The 13,986-nt window shown below is 69.2% G+C and carries 17 protein-coding genes and 1 tRNA gene; 6 read left to right on the forward strand and 12 right to left on the reverse strand.

Translation table 11 applies throughout. The features are described from left to right. Nucleotides 1-76: 76 nt before the first annotated feature. The 7 genes from ACW17W_RS03075 to ACW17W_RS03105 form a co-directional block, all read right to left on the reverse strand. Nucleotides 77-161: transfer RNA gene (locus ACW17W_RS03075), tRNA-Leu, on the reverse strand. A 74-nt stretch (nt 162-235) separates the two neighbouring features. Then, nucleotides 236-1,075 carry a hypothetical protein gene (locus ACW17W_RS03080; RefSeq protein ID WP_492079247.1) on the reverse strand — a complete coding sequence of 280 codons (840 nt, stop codon included), beginning with the start codon at nt 1,073-1,075 and terminating at the stop codon, nt 236-238. Further along, entirely contained in the window at nt 1,072-1,608 is a 537-nt protein-coding gene (locus tag ACW17W_RS03085; protein WP_492079249.1) for a CcdC protein domain-containing protein, read from the reverse strand. Before ACW17W_RS03085 ends, ACW17W_RS03080 begins: the two co-directional genes overlap by 4 nt. Nucleotides 1,609-1,677: 69 nt before the next feature. Continuing rightward, complete coding sequence (locus ACW17W_RS03090; RefSeq protein WP_492079250.1) at nt 1,678-2,688, reverse strand: fumarylacetoacetate hydrolase family protein; 1,011 nt, start codon at nt 2,686-2,688, stop codon at nt 1,678-1,680. Nucleotides 2,689-2,754: 66 nt separating this feature from the next. Next, nucleotides 2,755-3,507 carry a hypothetical protein gene (locus tag ACW17W_RS03095; RefSeq protein ID WP_492079252.1) on the reverse strand — a complete coding sequence of 251 codons (753 nt, stop codon included), beginning with the start codon at nt 3,505-3,507 and terminating at the stop codon, nt 2,755-2,757. Between the two features lie 112 nt (nt 3,508-3,619). After that, entirely contained in the window at nt 3,620-3,892 is a 273-nt protein-coding gene (locus tag ACW17W_RS03100) for a hypothetical protein (RefSeq protein WP_492079254.1), read from the reverse strand. Beyond that, on the reverse strand, nt 3,889-5,082 hold the full coding sequence (locus ACW17W_RS03105; protein WP_492079256.1) for an isoaspartyl peptidase/L-asparaginase family protein: 1,194 nt from the start codon (nt 5,080-5,082) through the stop codon (nt 3,889-3,891). The genes ACW17W_RS03100 and ACW17W_RS03105 overlap by 4 nt, the downstream gene beginning before the upstream one ends. Here ACW17W_RS03105 and ACW17W_RS03110 point away from each other — a divergent pair. Then, nucleotides 5,068-5,781: a GNAT family N-acetyltransferase gene (locus ACW17W_RS03110; protein WP_492079258.1), complete on the forward strand. Its 714-nt coding sequence runs from the start codon at nt 5,068-5,070 to the stop codon at nt 5,779-5,781. The genes ACW17W_RS03105 and ACW17W_RS03110 overlap by 15 nt on opposite strands. Before the next feature lie 42 nt (nt 5,782-5,823). Here the strand turns inward: ACW17W_RS03110 and ACW17W_RS03115 are convergent, their stop codons facing one another. Together ACW17W_RS03115 and hppD are read right to left on the reverse strand one after the other, a co-directional pair. After that, complete coding sequence (locus tag ACW17W_RS03115; RefSeq protein WP_492079260.1) at nt 5,824-6,006, reverse strand: hypothetical protein; 183 nt, start codon at nt 6,004-6,006, stop codon at nt 5,824-5,826. Next, a complete protein-coding gene (gene hppD, locus ACW17W_RS03120) occupies nt 6,007-7,107 on the reverse strand; it encodes a 4-hydroxyphenylpyruvate dioxygenase (RefSeq protein WP_492079262.1) in 1,101 nt (366 codons plus the stop codon). Nucleotides 7,108-7,278: 171 nt separating this feature from the next. Between hppD and ACW17W_RS03125 the strand changes: the two genes are divergently transcribed. The 4 genes from ACW17W_RS03125 to ACW17W_RS03140 all read left to right on the forward strand — a co-directional run bounded on the left by ACW17W_RS03125 (nt 7,279) and on the right by ACW17W_RS03140 (nt 9,421). Further along, a complete protein-coding gene (locus ACW17W_RS03125; RefSeq protein ID WP_492079264.1) occupies nt 7,279-7,854 on the forward strand; it encodes a YqaA family protein in 576 nt (191 codons plus the stop codon). Nucleotides 7,855-7,899: 45 nt separating this feature from the next. Next, nucleotides 7,900-8,436 carry a disulfide bond formation protein B gene (locus ACW17W_RS03130; protein ID WP_492079266.1) on the forward strand — a complete coding sequence of 179 codons (537 nt, stop codon included), beginning with the start codon at nt 7,900-7,902 and terminating at the stop codon, nt 8,434-8,436. Continuing rightward, nucleotides 8,420-9,010 carry a demethoxyubiquinone hydroxylase family protein gene (locus tag ACW17W_RS03135; RefSeq protein ID WP_492079268.1) on the forward strand — a complete coding sequence of 197 codons (591 nt, stop codon included), beginning with the start codon at nt 8,420-8,422 and terminating at the stop codon, nt 9,008-9,010. Before ACW17W_RS03130 ends, ACW17W_RS03135 begins: the two co-directional genes overlap by 17 nt. 153 nt (nt 9,011-9,163) lie before the next feature. After that, entirely contained in the window at nt 9,164-9,421 is a 258-nt protein-coding gene (locus ACW17W_RS03140) for a hypothetical protein (RefSeq protein WP_492079270.1), read from the forward strand. On the opposite strand, the gene ACW17W_RS03145 is transcribed toward ACW17W_RS03140, so the two are convergent. Genes ACW17W_RS03145 through ppa form a run of 3 tightly spaced genes read right to left on the reverse strand, consistent with a single transcriptional unit; the run spans nt 9,408 to nt 12,894 of the window. Further along, nucleotides 9,408-10,397 (reverse strand): esterase-like activity of phytase family protein, encoded by a 990-nt coding sequence (locus ACW17W_RS03145; RefSeq protein ID WP_492079272.1) that lies wholly within the window; start codon nt 10,395-10,397, stop codon nt 9,408-9,410. The genes ACW17W_RS03140 and ACW17W_RS03145 overlap by 14 nt on opposite strands. Further along, nucleotides 10,394-12,289 (reverse strand): cobaltochelatase subunit CobT, encoded by a 1,896-nt coding sequence (gene cobT / locus ACW17W_RS03150; RefSeq protein ID WP_492079274.1) that lies wholly within the window; start codon nt 12,287-12,289, stop codon nt 10,394-10,396. The genes ACW17W_RS03145 and cobT overlap by 4 nt, the downstream gene beginning before the upstream one ends. Nucleotides 12,290-12,330: 41 nt before the next feature. Next, nucleotides 12,331-12,894 carry an inorganic diphosphatase gene (gene ppa, locus ACW17W_RS03155; RefSeq protein ID WP_492079276.1) on the reverse strand — a complete coding sequence of 188 codons (564 nt, stop codon included), beginning with the start codon at nt 12,892-12,894 and terminating at the stop codon, nt 12,331-12,333. A 134-nt stretch (nt 12,895-13,028) separates the two neighbouring features. On the opposite strand from ppa, the gene ACW17W_RS03160 reads away from it, so the two are divergent. After that, nucleotides 13,029-13,724: a DUF599 domain-containing protein gene (locus ACW17W_RS03160; RefSeq protein ID WP_492079278.1), complete on the forward strand. Its 696-nt coding sequence runs from the start codon at nt 13,029-13,031 to the stop codon at nt 13,722-13,724. Nucleotides 13,725-13,986 lie beyond the last annotated feature (262 nt).

A 13,986-nucleotide genomic window follows, 5' to 3' on the forward strand; every position in this document is an offset into this window, starting at 1 on the left:
GTGGAGGCGGAGGGGTCACCGGCGCGCTCATAGCCGAAACCGCTCGCGGCGTCGAACATCTGACCCGAGAAGCCGATGGTGCGGGCGGTCGGGCTCGAACCGACACTCCTTTCGGAACCGGATTTTGAGTCCGGCGCGTCTACCAGTTCCACCACGCCCGCATGCGTCGGAGGGTCCGGCGGGCCGGACCGGATGCGTTTAGCGCAGGGCCGGGGGCGAGCGCCAGTCCCTTCGATCAGCCATCCGGACTGGGCACGCGAAGCCGGGAACCGGTCGGGGTCTCCTGACGCCGGCCGGGCTGCAGACCCTCGACATAGAAGGTGGTTGTGAAGGTCACCAGCGAGTCGATCGCATCGGTCATGGGCTGCAGACGCGCCCGCTCGACCGCGCGTACGGCGGCCCGGCCGAAGCCTTGCCGGGGCGGGTATTCGGCCTCGACGACACATTCTTCGACAAGTCCGGATGCGCGGCCGATACAGCTGAGGGTGGCGAACCCCGAACCAAAGTCGGTCGCGGGGTAGACCGGCCTCGGCGCACGGGCCCACTCCCGTCCGCGCACGGTTCCATCGCCCGGCGCATCCGGCAGCAGGGCGTCGCGTGGATCTTCCAGCGGCCGACCGCAGGCGCCCAGCGTCTCGTCGATCGCCATGGCCGATGCCGGGAGTTCAATGACATAGCGAATGTTGCGGCCGCCTTCGCCCGCTCCCGGCACGATGACGTCCATCCGGCCGCCATTTCTCAAGGCTCTCGCGAAGGGCGCCGGAAGGCTGCTGATCGCTGTGCCTCGATCCGAGGCGACGAACCAGGTCTGTTCGCCGGGCGGCCTGGCATCGAAGCCGATGCGGAGCATCCGCGAATCCAGGTCGCCCGGGGCAGGGGGCAGGCCGGCGATGGCGACCTCATAAACCCCGTCCGTGCAACGGGCCCCGATGGCGAGACCATTGTCGAAGGCGGTGAAGGCGACCTTCAGCTTCGCTCGTTCGTCGCGTCGCATGTCCCAGTCGGCGCCGGTCTGGGCGAGGGCGGGCGTGCCAATGAGAAGGATGGCGAGGGATAGGCCTGTGGCGCGTCTCATGCCGCCAACTCCACATGGCTGTCCGTGCCGCCGGACTGGATGCGGCGGGCGCGGATGAAGATTTCGACGCGCTGGAACACGATCAGGCCGACGGCCAGCAGCATGAAGGCGTCGGTCAGGGCCATGAGGTTCAGATGCCATTGGGCGGCGTGGCCTTCGAGCAGGGCCTCCAGTCCTCTGCGGCCGGCGAAGACGGCAAGAAGAATGATGACGCCCAGAGGCGAGGTCCGGGCCATCAGCTTGCCGTCCGGTTCCTTTTCGATGGTGACGGTCTTGCCGCGCCACCAGCCGGCGATGCAACCCAGCGCCAGACCCGTGGCCAGCATGGCCCATTCCGCCGGCCCGAAGGCGACAGGGCCGACATCGGGGTTCATCGTCATTCCCCACATGCCGAACAGGATCAGGGCGGTGAGAAGGGTGGGGAGGATCCAGAGCCGCTGCGGCTTCAGCTCGCGCGTCTTCCGGCCTTTCAGCACGGCCAGAACCAGCACGACCGGGATGACCATAAGCGGGATCAGATGTTCAGGCGCCAAGGCAGAAGTCCCCGGGTGTGCGGCGGACGACCCTCGCCCGCCGGAAGCAGCCTATGACGGCTTCGATCGTCAGGAAAGCGGTTCCACCGTCTGTTCGATGGCGCCGAAGATCGAGTGATTCGTGTCGTCCAGCATCTCGATCCGGACGGTGTCGCCATGTTTGAGGAAGGGGGTTTCGGCGGCGCCGCGCAGGATCGTCTCGACCGTTCGCACCTCGGCGATGCAGGAATAGCCGAGGCCGCCATCGGACACCGGCTTGCCCGGACCGCCGTCGGCGTCGCGGTTGGAGACGGTGCCCGACCCGATCACTGATCCGGCGCCCAGGGCGCGGGTCTTCGCCAGATGGGCGATCAGGGTCCCGAAGTCGAAGGTCATGTCCACGCCGGCATCCGCCTTGCCGAAGTCCCGGCCGTTCAGCTGGACCGACAGTTCGCCGTGCAGTTTGCCGTCCTTCCAGCGGTCGCCCAGGGCATCGGGTGTGACCAGGACGGGCGACAGGGCGCTGGCGGGTTTGGACTGGACGAAGCCGAAGCCCTTGGCCAGTTCGCCGGGGATGAGGTTGCGCAAGCTGACGTCATTGACCAGACCGACCAGCCGGACGTGGTCCAGCGCCTGTTCACGGGTGACGCCCTGGGGCACGTCGCCGGTGACGACGACGATCTCGGCCTCCAGATCGCAGCCCCAGCTCTCGTCGGCCAGGGGGATCGCATCGCGGGGCCCAAGGAAGCCGTCGGAGCCGCCCTGGTACATCAGGGGGTCGCTCCAGAAGCTGGCGGGCATCTCGGCGCCGCGCGCCTTCCGCACCAGTTCGACATGGTTCACATAGGCCGAGCCGTCGGCCCACTGATAGGCGCGGGGCAGGGGGGCGGCGGCCTCATGCTCGCGGAAGCGGCCGCGCGGCACGGCCTCATGCTCCAGACTCTCGGCCAAGGCGCGCAGGCGGGGTTCGCACCGCTCCCAGTCGTCCAGCGCGGCCTGTAGCGTCGGGGCGATCAGGAAGGCGTCGGTGAACCAGTGCAGGTCGTTCGAAACGATGACGAGGCGACCGTCGCGGCCGTGTTTGAGCGAGGCGAGTTTCATGACCGGAGGTTAGCCGCCTTTTCCGCCCGGGCAAAGGCGGCCAGGGCGGCCGGCCTTCGCCCACGATCAGGCGGAGACTGCGAAGGGCGTTCGATCCAGCGCCCGTCGCGCGGCCCGGAGCTCGGCGATCCGCAGGTCCGAGCGGCTCCAGTGGTCGTGAAAGGCGCGGACGGCGCGGCTGACGGCCTCGATCTGTTCCGGGGCGGACAGGCGGGGCTCAGGCTCAGGCCCAGGCTCTTTGGCGGCATGGTGGCCGGTGTCAACGTGATGGGCGGCATCGCCGTGAGGCGGCGTCACGGACACCGGGGCCCCGACGAAGATCTGGGTCACGGCGGCGGGTGCGCAGGGGCCATGGCCGGGACCCTGATCGCCCGCCGCGTGGCCCGCCGCGCCATGAGCCGCCTTCGCACTGTGCGCCGGTTCGTTCGCCCTGCCCTCCAGCGCCAGGGTCAGGGCCTTGACCGGACCGGCCAGGGCGCCGCCCACCACCATCAGGGGGCCCAGTCGCGCGTCGATTACGGACTTCAGGGCGTCGGCCCGCTCGATCAGCTGCCGACTGCCGGCGCCCAGGGCGGCGGTGGCGGATTTCAGGACGGCGGCGTGGATGTCGGCGCAGGCGCGGTCGGCCTCGGCCTCGCGCGACCGGCCAGCCGTGATCCAGCCGAGGACGAAGGCCAGCCCCGCCACGGCCGCGAGGGCGAGCAGCAGCCACACGGCGCCGACCGGATCAAGGCCGCCGGACACGACTTCGCCCGCCTGCTCGGGAGCAAACCCCGCGTCCTGGGGCGCGGAATAGAAGTCTGTGGGATAGGCAGTCATGGGCGGCCCGGCGCAGCACGCGGTCGCGGACATGATGGCGGACCGGGCGGGCTTGGCAATGAAAAATCGAACCCGGTTCGACGAAATCGGGGGAGAGGTTCTCCTCCGACGTTCAATGCGGCGGAGCGAGGATGGCGCGGGCCTCGGCCCCGGTGCGGGCGGCGGCGTCACGCACCTCCACCTCGACCACCACGGCGCCCTCGGGTTCTACGGCCCACAGGTAGCGGCGCTCGACCTCGACCGTGCGGCCCGAGGGCGCGAAGCCCTCGAAACTGTCGCCCCATGGGGTGATCCGCCGGATTTCGGGCCAGCTGAGGGCGATGGCGGCGGCCAGTTCCTCCTCGGCCATGGCGGTGAGTTCGTCAGGGCTCACGGGGGCGGTCACCTGTTCTCCTCGTCGGCGTAGATGGCGACGTTGGGGGTCGGCTGGTCGGACGAGACCCGGCCGCGGTACATGCCGGAGGTGGACATGGCGAAGGCGGCGAGGCCGTCGAGGCCCATGACGATGACGCCGCCCTTGCCGCCGAGGTTGTCGGCGTCGGCGATTTCCGCCCTGGCGGCCACGGTCTGGGGCAGAAGCTCGTGCACGACGCCGATGGCGTTCGGGTCGCCGCTGCGGGCGACCGCGGCGTCGGCGCCCTGACGCAGCCGGGCGGTGCGGGTCTCGTTCAGCGCTGCGATCCGGGCGCAGATGTCGCGCGCCACTGTGGCGCGGATGAAATATTCGCCGTCGCCGGTGGCCGAGACGGCGCAGCCGTCGGCGTTCGACGCATAGGTGCCGGCGCCGATGACCGGGACGTCGCCGACGCGGCCCCATTGTTTGGCGGTCATGCCGCCGGTGGATGTGGCGGCGGCGAGCCGGCCCTGACTGTCCAGGGCGACGGCGCCGACGGTGCCGAACTTGCGCTCGTTCAGGGGCGGGGCGGAGGCGTCGTTGGCGGCCATCGGCGTCGCGTCGGCGGGCGGGGCGCCGGCGGGGCGGGCAGGGAGGGGCAAGGTCTTGGCCGTCAGGGCCTCGACCAGACCCTGCCAGCGACGTTCGGTGAAGAAGAAGGCCGGCTCGACCTGCTCCAGACCCTGTGCGGCCGAGAAGGCGTCTGCGCCGGGGCCGATCAGCATGACGTGGGGCGACCTTTCCATCACCGCGCGGGCGGCGGCGATCGGGTGGCGGGTGGTGGTCAGGCCGGCCACGGCGCCCGCCGTCAGGTCGGCGCCGTTCATGATGGCGGCGTCCAGTTCGTTGCGACCGGCGGCGGTGAAGACCGCGCCCCGCCCGGCATTGAACAGGGGGTCGTCCTCCATCCGTTGAACCGCCGCCTGAACGGCGTCGAGGGCCGATCCGCCCGAGGCTAGCACGGCCGACCCGGCCTCCAGCGCCCTGGTCAGGGCCGCGCGATAGGCGGCGTCCTGGGCCGGGGTCATGCGGTCTCGCTCGATGGTTCCGGCGCCGCCATGGATGGCGAGAGACCAGCCGGGGGCCTCGGGGGTCTGGGCCAATACGGGGTTCGAGAGTCCGAAAACCGCGAAAACGGCGAGGAGCGCGCGGCGGATGTGTGCGCATTGGCTGGAGAACATGGACATACCTCTTTCGCCTCGGGAAACGCAGACGGGAGTATAGCCCGGTTTGGCAGGGGTGTTGGAAAACCGTCGAAATCAGGCTCTCGCCGTGCGTCCGCCTCGGCCCCCGGCGGGCTCCATTTGCAGGCCCGTGCCGTGTATGGCTCCCCGATGACCAGCGAAACCGTCACTCTTGCCGACTCCGATCCCGCCGAGTTCGCGATCTTCAAGGCCGAGTTGCAGGCCGCGTTCGCCGTGGCGGTCGTCGATGAGTTCGGCAACCGGCCGGATGAGCCGATTCCCTCGGACGAAGTGTTGGACGCCGCCGTCACGGCGCCTGGCGCCGTGGTTCTGCGCATCATGTGCGATGGCCGGAAGGTCGGCGGCGCCGTCGTCACGATCGACCCCGTGACCCATCGTAACTCTCTCGACCTGTTTTTTCTGAAGATCGGCGAGGAGGGGCGGGGGCTGGGCCTCAAGGCCTGGCGCGTCATCGAGGAGCGCTTTCCCGAGACGATCGCCTGGCAGACGCACACCCCGTATTTCGAGAAGCGAAACATCCACTTCTACGTCAACAAGTGCGGCTTCCGGATCATCGAGTTTTTCAACAGATATCACCCCGATCCCCATCATCCCGGGGCGCAGGACGATCTTCCCGGAGACGGGGATGCGTTCCAGTTCGAGAAGATCATGGGAGCGTCAGGGTCGGAACCCTGAGCCGATCGGGGGAAGCGCTTTCCGCCCGCCTCCGCACGGACCTCACCGCCTGTGGTGCAGTCGCTTCCACAGGCGGTAGGCGATGATCGGGGCGAAGCCGCAGACCAGGGCGACGGCGAGGGTCGGCCAGAAGCCGATTTCCAGCCAGTAGCCGACCCCGCCCCCGGCGCCGGCCGCAAGGACCGGGCCGAGGAAGGGCAGCCAGCTCGGGGGCCGCAGCCTCATTCAGGCGTCAACCTTGATGACGCCGCGACGGATCTGGTCCAGCTCGATGGAGTCGAACAGGGCCTGGAAATTGCCGTTGCCGAACCCTTCATTGCCCTTGCGCTGGATGATCTCGAAGAAGATCGGGCCGAAGGTGTCCTGGGTGAAGATCTGTAACAACAGGCCCTCCTCGTCCGAACCGTCGATCAGGATGCGGTTCCTGCGCATCCGCTCCACGTCCTCGCCATGGTTGGGCAGGCGTTTGTCGATCAGTTCGAAATAGGTCTCGATCGTGTCCTGGAACTCGACGCCGCGCGCGCGCATGGCCTCGACCGTCTCGAAGATGTTCTCGGTGGTCAGGGCGATGTGCTGGATGCCCTCGCCGTTGTAGCGGCGCAGGAATTCCTCGATCTGGGAATTGTCGTCCTGGCTTTCGTTCAGGGGGATGCGGATCGCCCGGTCGGGCGCGATCATGGCTTGCGAGAACAGGCCGGTCGCCTTGCCCTTGATGTCGAAATACTTCTGTTCCTCGAAGTTGAAGATCGAGTTGTAGAAGCCGGACCAGGTCCGCATCTGGCCGCGCCGGACGTTGTGGGTCAGGTGGTCCAGAACCTCCAGCCCCATGGAGTTCTTGCGCTCGGCCTCTTCCCAGCCCTCGATCTCGTCCCACTGGTCATACAGGGAGCCGGCCTCGCCATACTGGTCGACGACATAGAGCAGGGAGCCGCCGATGCCCTGCAGCACGTAAGGATAGTCCGCGCCCAGGGCGCCGGCGCCGTTTTCGGCCTTCACGGCCCCACGGGCGAGGGCGCCCTCATAGGCCGTACGGGCGTCGGCGACGCGGAAGGCCATGCCATTGGCCGAGGGGCCGTGGTCGCGGGCGAAGTCGGCCGCCTGGCCTTCGGGCGTCGCGTTGACCAGCATGGTGATGTCGCCCTGTTTCAGCCGGATGGCGCCGGTCACCGGGCTGACGTGGGTGCGGGTGAAGCCCATCAGCTCCAGCCGGGCGATCATGGCCTCGGGCTCGGGTCCCGTGAATTCGACGAATTCGAAACCGTCGACGCCCAGCGGGTTGTCGAGGTCGATGGCGGCGGCAGTGTGGGGGGTAGTCGCATCAGACATGCGGGCGGCTCCCTTGAGTGAACAGGCGGCGGGTCGCCGCGATTGGCGGGGAACCTAGTGGTGAAGGCGGGGCGGGACAACCGTGGCCCGGGCGCCGCGCCTGTGCGGCGCCGGCGCCGCTGGCTCCCCGGCGCCCGCCTTGCTAGGGAGACGGTCGTTCCAGGGATCGCCATGCTTCGCAAACTGTATGACTGGGTCTTCGTCCAGGCCCGCAAGCCGAACGCCACGCGCGTCATGGCGGTGGTGTCGTTCACCGAAAGCTCTTTCTTCCCGATCCCGCCCGACGTCATGCTGGCGCCGATGGTGCTGGCGCGGCCGGACCGGGCCTATTTCTATGCAGCGGTCTGCACCGCCGCCTCGGTGCTGGGGGCGTTGCTGGGCTATGCGATCGGCTTCTTCCTCGAGCCCGTGGGGATGTGGCTGCTGACGGTGCTGGGCAAGGCCGACACCTTCGAGGCGTCCAAGGCCCTGTTCCAGCAACACGGCGCCTGGGTGATCCTGGTCAAGGGACTGACGCCGATCCCGTTCAAGCTGATCACCATCGCCTCGGGCATCTTCGCCTTCAACCTGCCGCTGTTCGTCCTGCTGTGCGCCATTACGCGGGGCGCGCGGTTCTTTCTGGTGGCCTTTGTGCTCAAGACCTGGGGGCCGGCCATGCTGACGGTGATCGAGAAGCGTCTGGCCCTGTTCACCGTCATCGGCCTCGTCCTTCTGGGCGCCATCATCGCCGCACTGAAGTTCCTGTAGGACGCGGTTTGTCGGATGCGGCGGCGGGGAGTAGGAACAGCGACGATGATCGAGCTTTACCGTCTCCTCACCCGCTGGTGGACCGCCTTCGCCCTCGCCGCGTCGCTGGCGATGCTGGGCGCAGCCCATGCGTTCCAGACCTTCGGGGGCATGGCGCCCTGTAACCTGTGTCTGAAGCAGCGCGAGGTGTTCTGGGGCGCCGTGGCCGTCTCGGCCGTGGCCACCCTGTGGGCCGTGATCAGCCGGGCCAGCCGGGGGACGCCGCGTATCGCCTCATTCCTGCTGTTCGTGATCTTCCTGACCGGGGCGGTCACGGCCGCCTTCCATGCCGGGGGCGAGCTGAAGTGGTGGGCCCTGCCGGCCAGTTGCTCGGCGGCGGGCGGCCCGGCCGACCTGTCCAGCCTGACGGCCCTGGCCCTGGGCGAGGGGCCGGCGCCGAAGATCGTCTCATGCGGCGATATCCCCTGGTCCATGATGGGAATTTCGATGGCAGGGTGGAATGCGTTGATTTCGGCCGGTCTGGCCCTCTTCAGCCTGATTGCGGCCAAACGCCCGAAAGACGCCCGTGCCCCCAGAGCCTGAGTTCGCCCCCCGCTCCCCCCGACCGCCGCTGGCGCGACCGGGCCTGGGCGCCAGCCGTCGTCGCCGGGGCGAGATCCTGCGCGTGGACCATGCCGGCGAATATGCGGCGGTGCAGATCTATCGCGCCCAGCGCGCTGTCTTCGCCGGTCGTCCGGGGCATGAGGCCATCGCCGCCGATATGGAGGAGATGGAAGGTCAGGAGGCCGTTCATCTGGCGCGGTTCGAGGCCCTGCTGACCGAACACCGGATGCGGCCCACCCTGATGCTGCCGGTCTGGCGGCTGGCGGCCCAGGCCCTCGGCGCCGGCACGGCCCTGATGGGCGAGAAGGCCGCCCACGCCTGCACCGAGGCGGTGGAGAGCGTGATCGAGGAACACTATGCCGATCAGGTCGCCGAGACGGCCGACCGCGATCCGGCCCTGTCGGCCGAACTGGCCCGCTTCCGCGACGAGGAACTGGCCCACCACGACCATGCCGTGGCCCAGGGCGCGCGAGAGGCCCCCGCGCACCGACTGCTCAGCGCGGTGATCAAGGCGGGCTGCCGGGCGGCGATCAAGGTGAGCGAGCGGGTCTAGGCTCCCGCAGGCCCTGGCGCCCGGTCACAGGCCGCCCGACCCGATCCGGCCCACGCCCACGGACGGGTTCTGAGCAAGTGCAACAAATATGTTGCAAGTGCGAAGCGATGAGTCATTCTTTGGCTGTCTTCCTTTTCCCCAGGGACCACAGCCATGATTATCGCCCTGCTGGCCCTCGCGGCCGCCCTGCAGACCCAGGCCCCGGCCCAGCCGGTGACGCGGGTCGCCCTGACGCCGCCCCCTCCCGCCGCCGAGGCCCCGCCCGCCCCGCCCGCCCCGCCGGCGCCGTCCGCCGAGGCCGAGCCGGAGGCGGAACCGGAACCCCGGACCCGTGAGGTCTGCCGCTATGTCGAGGTGGCGGGCCAGCGGTTTCCGCAAAGGCGCTGCCGCACGGTCGTCATCGACGATTGACGGCCGCAAGGTCGAACGCCAGCAACAGGGTGCGTTGCAGCGGATTGGCGTTATCGTCGGACAGGATATAGAGCCGCGTCCCGCCGCCCCGGGCCTCGGCGGCGACGCCCTCGAAATTGTCGGTCGTGCCGGGCAGTTTCAGCTCGATCAACACGGGGCCGAGGGCGCCGTCGCGGGTCATGCGGCGGATGCGGGCGCGGGGGCCGGCGGCCAGGCTGAAGGCGCGCTCGACCACGAACCATCCGTCCCCTGACGGATCGCGATCCATGCCGGTGATGCGGTAACCGGCGTCGGACAGGGGCGTCGCGGGCGGCGGCGTGATCGTCCGGCAGGCCCGGGCGGCGCAGTCCCAGACGCCGCCGCCTTCACCGGCGACGATCCAGCCGGACGGAGAGGCGGCCAGCCCCTCCATGCCGTCATTCCCGGCGAAGACGGCGTCGGGACGCCGGACGGCGACGGGACGGGCGCTCAGGGACGGCAGGCGGCCGTAGCTCCAGATCCTGTGGTTGCGCTCGAAACTGATCAGCAGCCGACCGTCGGGCAGGACGGCCAGACCCTCGGCGTCGCCCATGGGTTTGGCGTCGATCGGCTGGCCGTCGGTCAGGGTGAGCCGGCGATACGACAGGGCGTCGACGCCCTCCAGCCGTCCCGTCGCGTCCAGCCGGATCCGGCCGCGCACCAGATCGCCGGAGTCGGACACTGTGACGAAGCCGCCGTCGCCTCCGGTCAGTTTCAGGTCCGACAGGCCGTGCAGCGGGGATCCGGCGGGAGCGGCCAGCTCCACACCCCCGGCGAACCGGACGCCATCGGCCAGATCGGCGCCGCCCAGGCCGAGGCCGACCGGCCGGACAGCGGTCTCGGCGGCGATCCAGCCGTCCACGGCGGCGACATAGGGGACCGGACCGCCGCCCATGCCGGCGCAGGCCGACAGGGCCAGCAGGGCCCCGACAGCGGCGAGGCGGGTCAACCGTTTCATGCCGCCCTCCGACGCGCCGGGCGAAGGCGTTCACGACCGGCGGCCGGTTTCGGGTCGTTGTCGAACAGTTCGGCCAGTTTCTCGATCATGGCGCCGGCCAGTTGCTCGACGTCGACGATGGTGACGGCGCGGCGATACCAGCGGGTCACATCGTGGCCGATGCCGATGGCGATCAGTTCGACCGGGCTCTGGGTCTCGATCCGTTCGATCACCTGACGCAGGTGTTTGTCCAGATAGAGGGCGGCGTTGGCCGACTGGGTGGAATCGTCGACCGGCGAGCCGTCGGAAATGACCATCAGGATGCGCCGGGCCTCGGGCCGGGCGACGAGTCGGTCGTGGGCCCAGGTCAGGGCCTCGCCGTCGATGTTCTCCTTCAGCAGCCCCTCGCGCATCATCAGGCCGAGGTTCTTCTTCGCCCGTCGCCAGGGGGCGTCGGCGGACTTGTAGATGATGTGGCGCAGGTCGTTCAGCCGTCCCGGATTGGCCGGCTTTCCAGCCGAGATCCAGGCCTCGCGCGACTGGCCGCCCTTCCAGGCCCGGGTGGTGAAGCCGAGAATCTCGACCTTGACCCCGCACCGCTCCAGCGTCCGCGCCAGGATGTCGGCGCAGACGGCGGCGACCATGATCGGCCGCCCGCGCATGGAGCCGGAGTTGTCGAGCAGCAGGGTCACGACCGTGTCGCGGAACGGGCTGTCGCTCTCCATCTTGAACGACAGGGGACTGGTCGGATCGGTGATGACCCGGGTCAGGCGGGCCGTGTCCAGCACGCCTTCCTCAAGGTCGAAGGTCCAGGTGCGGTTCTGCTGGGCCATCAGCCGCCGCTGCAGCTTGTTGGCCAGACGGGCGACGATGGAGGACAGGGCCGTCAGCTGCTGGTCCAGCAGGGAGCGCAGCCGCTCCAGCTCGTTGGGATCGCACAGGTCGGCGGCGTCGATGGTCTCGTCGAAGGCGGTGGTGAAGACGCGATAGGCGTCCACGCCCCGGCCGTCGTCCTGGGTCTGTTGCCGGTTGGGCAGGTCGCCTTCGGACAGTTCGGGCCCGTCGTCGGACATGTCGCCGTCCTGCTGGGCCGGGGCGCCGTCGGGGCGGGCCTCGCTGTCCTGATCGCTGTCGGAATCAGGGGAATCGCCCTCCATCGACTGGCCGCCCTCGCCGCCGCCGTCGTCCTCCTCTTCGTCCTGCTGGTCCTCGGGGGCGTCGGGTTCCCGGGGCGAGGGGTCGTCCTCTCCGGCCTCTTCGGACGTGTCGTCGGCCGTGCCGTCGCCGGGATCGAGATCCAGCGCGGTCAGAACATCGCGGAGGGCGCGGGCGAAGGCCGTCTGGTCGTCTGCGGCGCCGGCCAGCCGGTCCAGCGGGCCGCCCGCCTTGCCCTCGATCTGGTCGCGGACGAGGTCCAGCATGGCGGCGGCGCCGTCGGGCGCACGGCGCCCGGTCAGGCGCTCGCGCAACAGCAGGCCGACGGCCTCGGCCATGGGCACCCGTTCCGCGTCGGCGCGCAGGGCGCCCATCCGCTCCAGCCGGGTCAGCAGGGCGGCGTCCATATTGGCGCGCACGCCCGCGAGCACCCGCGAACCGACGGCCTCGATCCGGGCCTGTTCGGCGGCGTCATGGACCTCGGCGGCGGCGGCGTCCGCCGGGCGGAAGCGGGCGTCCAGCCGGTCGTCGTGGTGGGCGAGGCGCAGGGCCATGCGGTCGGCCTGGCCGCGCAGGGCGGCGCTCTCGGGACCGGAGGGGTCGCGCGGCGGATGCGGCAGGGTCAGGAGGCCGTTCGAAAGGCGCGGGCCGTCCGAACCGAAGGCGACCTCCAGCTCGGGCTGTTCCGCCAACGCCCGCGCCGCATGGGCGAGGGCGCGCTTGAACACTTCGGCGGGACTGTCGGTAGCGGCGGCCATGGATACTCAGCTACCTCGCCGGGCGTCCCGACGGAAGGGCTTCAGGCCGCGTTGGCGGCCTTGGCGGATTTGGCCTGCTTGTCCTGATGCGCCTTCATGCCGATGGCGATCAGTTCGGCGGCCTCTCCGGCGTCGCCCCAGCCCTTGACGGTGACCGACTTGCCCTTCTCCAGATCCTTGTAGCGGGTGAAGAAATGCTCGATCTGCTCGATCAGGATGACCGGCAGCTGACGATAGCTGGCGATCTCGGTGTAGTAGGGGTTCAGCTTGTCGACGGGGACCGCGAGGATCTTTTCGTCGCCGCCCGCCTCGTCTTCCATCTTCAGCACGCCGATGGGGCGCGAGCGGATGACGCAGCCCGGCACGACCGGCGTCGGGTTCAGCACGATCACGTCGCAGGGGTCGCCATCGTCCGAAAGGGTGTGGGGGATGAAGCCGTAGTTGCCCGGATAGTACATGGCCGTATGCAGGAAGCGGTCGACGAACAGGGCGCCGGAGGCCTTGTCCATCTCGTATTTCACCGGCAGGCCGCCCTGCGGAATCTCGACGATCACATTGATGTCCCAGGGGGCGTTGGGACCGACCGGAATGGCGTCGAGGTTCATGGCGAGCTCGGAATTGTGCGGTTGCGAAATGAAAGTCCGGCTCAATAAGCCCGGAGCGGTGTTTGAGCAAGCGGGGATGCCTTATAGGGGTATCGACCAAGGTCCGATGCGGGCGCCAGGATGAAGAGCCGGAGATGACGACACTGGACTGGGCGGCGTTGGCCCTCTTCTTCCTGTGCTGGCTGGGCTACGATCCGCTGCTTCGCCTGTTGTCGCGCCGCTTCGGGGCGTTGAACCGCGACATGCTCTCGATCCGCCAGGCCTGGATGCTGGCGATGACCCGGCGTGAGGTGAAGCTTCTGGACAGCCAGTTGCTGGGCCATTCGATCAACTCCGGCTCCTTTTTCGCCTCTTCCAACCTGCTGTTGATCGCCGCGGTGGGCGGCGTTCTGTTCGGCGGGGAGACGGCGCTGAAGAGCTTCGCGGCGGTCGGCGCCGAAGCGGTGCCGGCCCCGGTTCTGGAAGCCAAGCTGGCGCTGGTGCTGGCCTGTCTGGCGCGCGGCCTGCTGGATTTCATCTGGTCGATTCGTCAGATGAACTATGCGCTCGCCCTGATCGGGGCCTCGGAGCGGCTGACCGAAGACCGGGATCTGGACGCCTTCGGGGCGGCGACGGCGGCGGTGCTCAATCCGGCGCTGGCCTCGTTCAGCCAGGGGGTGCGTGGCTACTATTTCGCGCTCGCGGCCGGGGCCTGGCTGTTCGGTCCCTTCTGGCTGGCGGCGGGCGTTGCGTCAGCCTTCGCCCTGCTGGTCTGGCGCCAGACGGGCTCGCCCGCAGCCGGAGCGATCCGCGCCGCCCATCGCCTGCTTGAGCGTCCCGCCCGCGACTGAGGCCGCGCGCCTTCGCACCTGCAACATAACGGGCGGGGTGTCCGGGGCATACTTTGACCGTTGGAGGCGGTTTCCGACTCCTGAAACCGCTTACAATGACGTAACAAGGCGTGATGACGGGTCATAAATCGCCCCTTGACCCATGGTGCATCGCAACCTAGATTGATCTTCGACGCCTTCGGGCGTCTTGCCCTTCCTGGGCGTTTCCTCCCTATAGACTTTTATGCCGCGCCCTCGGGCGCGGCTTTTTTTTGCTCCGGGC

This window comes from Brevundimonas sp. FV1ye29L, assembly GCF_058681095.1.

Bases quoted from the DNA above. Each gene is read 5' to 3' on its own strand.
- ACW17W_RS03090 (WP_492079250.1), bottom strand. From the start codon at position 2,688: ATGAAACTCGCCTCGCTCAAACACGGCCGCGACGGTCGCCTCGTCATC.
- ACW17W_RS03130 (WP_492079266.1), top strand. From the start codon at position 7,900: ATGATCGAGCTTTACCGTCTCCTCACCCGCTGGTGGACCGCCTTCGCC.
- ACW17W_RS03125 (WP_492079264.1), top strand. From the start codon at position 7,279: ATGCTTCGCAAACTGTATGACTGGGTCTTCGTCCAGGCCCGCAAGCCG.
- cobT (WP_492079274.1), bottom strand. From the start codon at position 12,289: ATGGCCGCCGCTACCGACAGTCCCGCCGAAGTGTTCAAGCGCGCCCTC.
- ACW17W_RS03115 (WP_492079260.1), bottom strand. From the start codon at position 6,006: ATGAGGCTGCGGCCCCCGAGCTGGCTGCCCTTCCTCGGCCCGGTCCTT.
- ACW17W_RS03145 (WP_492079272.1), bottom strand. From the start codon at position 10,397: ATGAAACGGTTGACCCGCCTCGCCGCTGTCGGGGCCCTGCTGGCCCTG.
- ACW17W_RS03105 (WP_492079256.1), bottom strand. From the start codon at position 5,082: ATGTTCTCCAGCCAATGCGCACACATCCGCCGCGCGCTCCTCGCCGTT.
- ACW17W_RS03095 (WP_492079252.1), bottom strand. From the start codon at position 3,507: ATGACTGCCTATCCCACAGACTTCTATTCCGCGCCCCAGGACGCGGGG.
- hppD (WP_492079262.1), bottom strand. From the start codon at position 7,107: ATGTCTGATGCGACTACCCCCCACACTGCCGCCGCCATCGACCTCGAC.
- ACW17W_RS03080 (WP_492079247.1), bottom strand. From the start codon at position 1,075: ATGAGACGCGCCACAGGCCTATCCCTCGCCATCCTTCTCATTGGCACG.
- ppa (WP_492079276.1), bottom strand. From the start codon at position 12,894: ATGAACCTCGACGCCATTCCGGTCGGTCCCAACGCCCCCTGGGACATC.
- ACW17W_RS03140 (WP_492079270.1), top strand. From the start codon at position 9,164: ATGATTATCGCCCTGCTGGCCCTCGCGGCCGCCCTGCAGACCCAGGCC.
- ACW17W_RS03160 (WP_492079278.1), top strand. From the start codon at position 13,029: ATGACGACACTGGACTGGGCGGCGTTGGCCCTCTTCTTCCTGTGCTGG.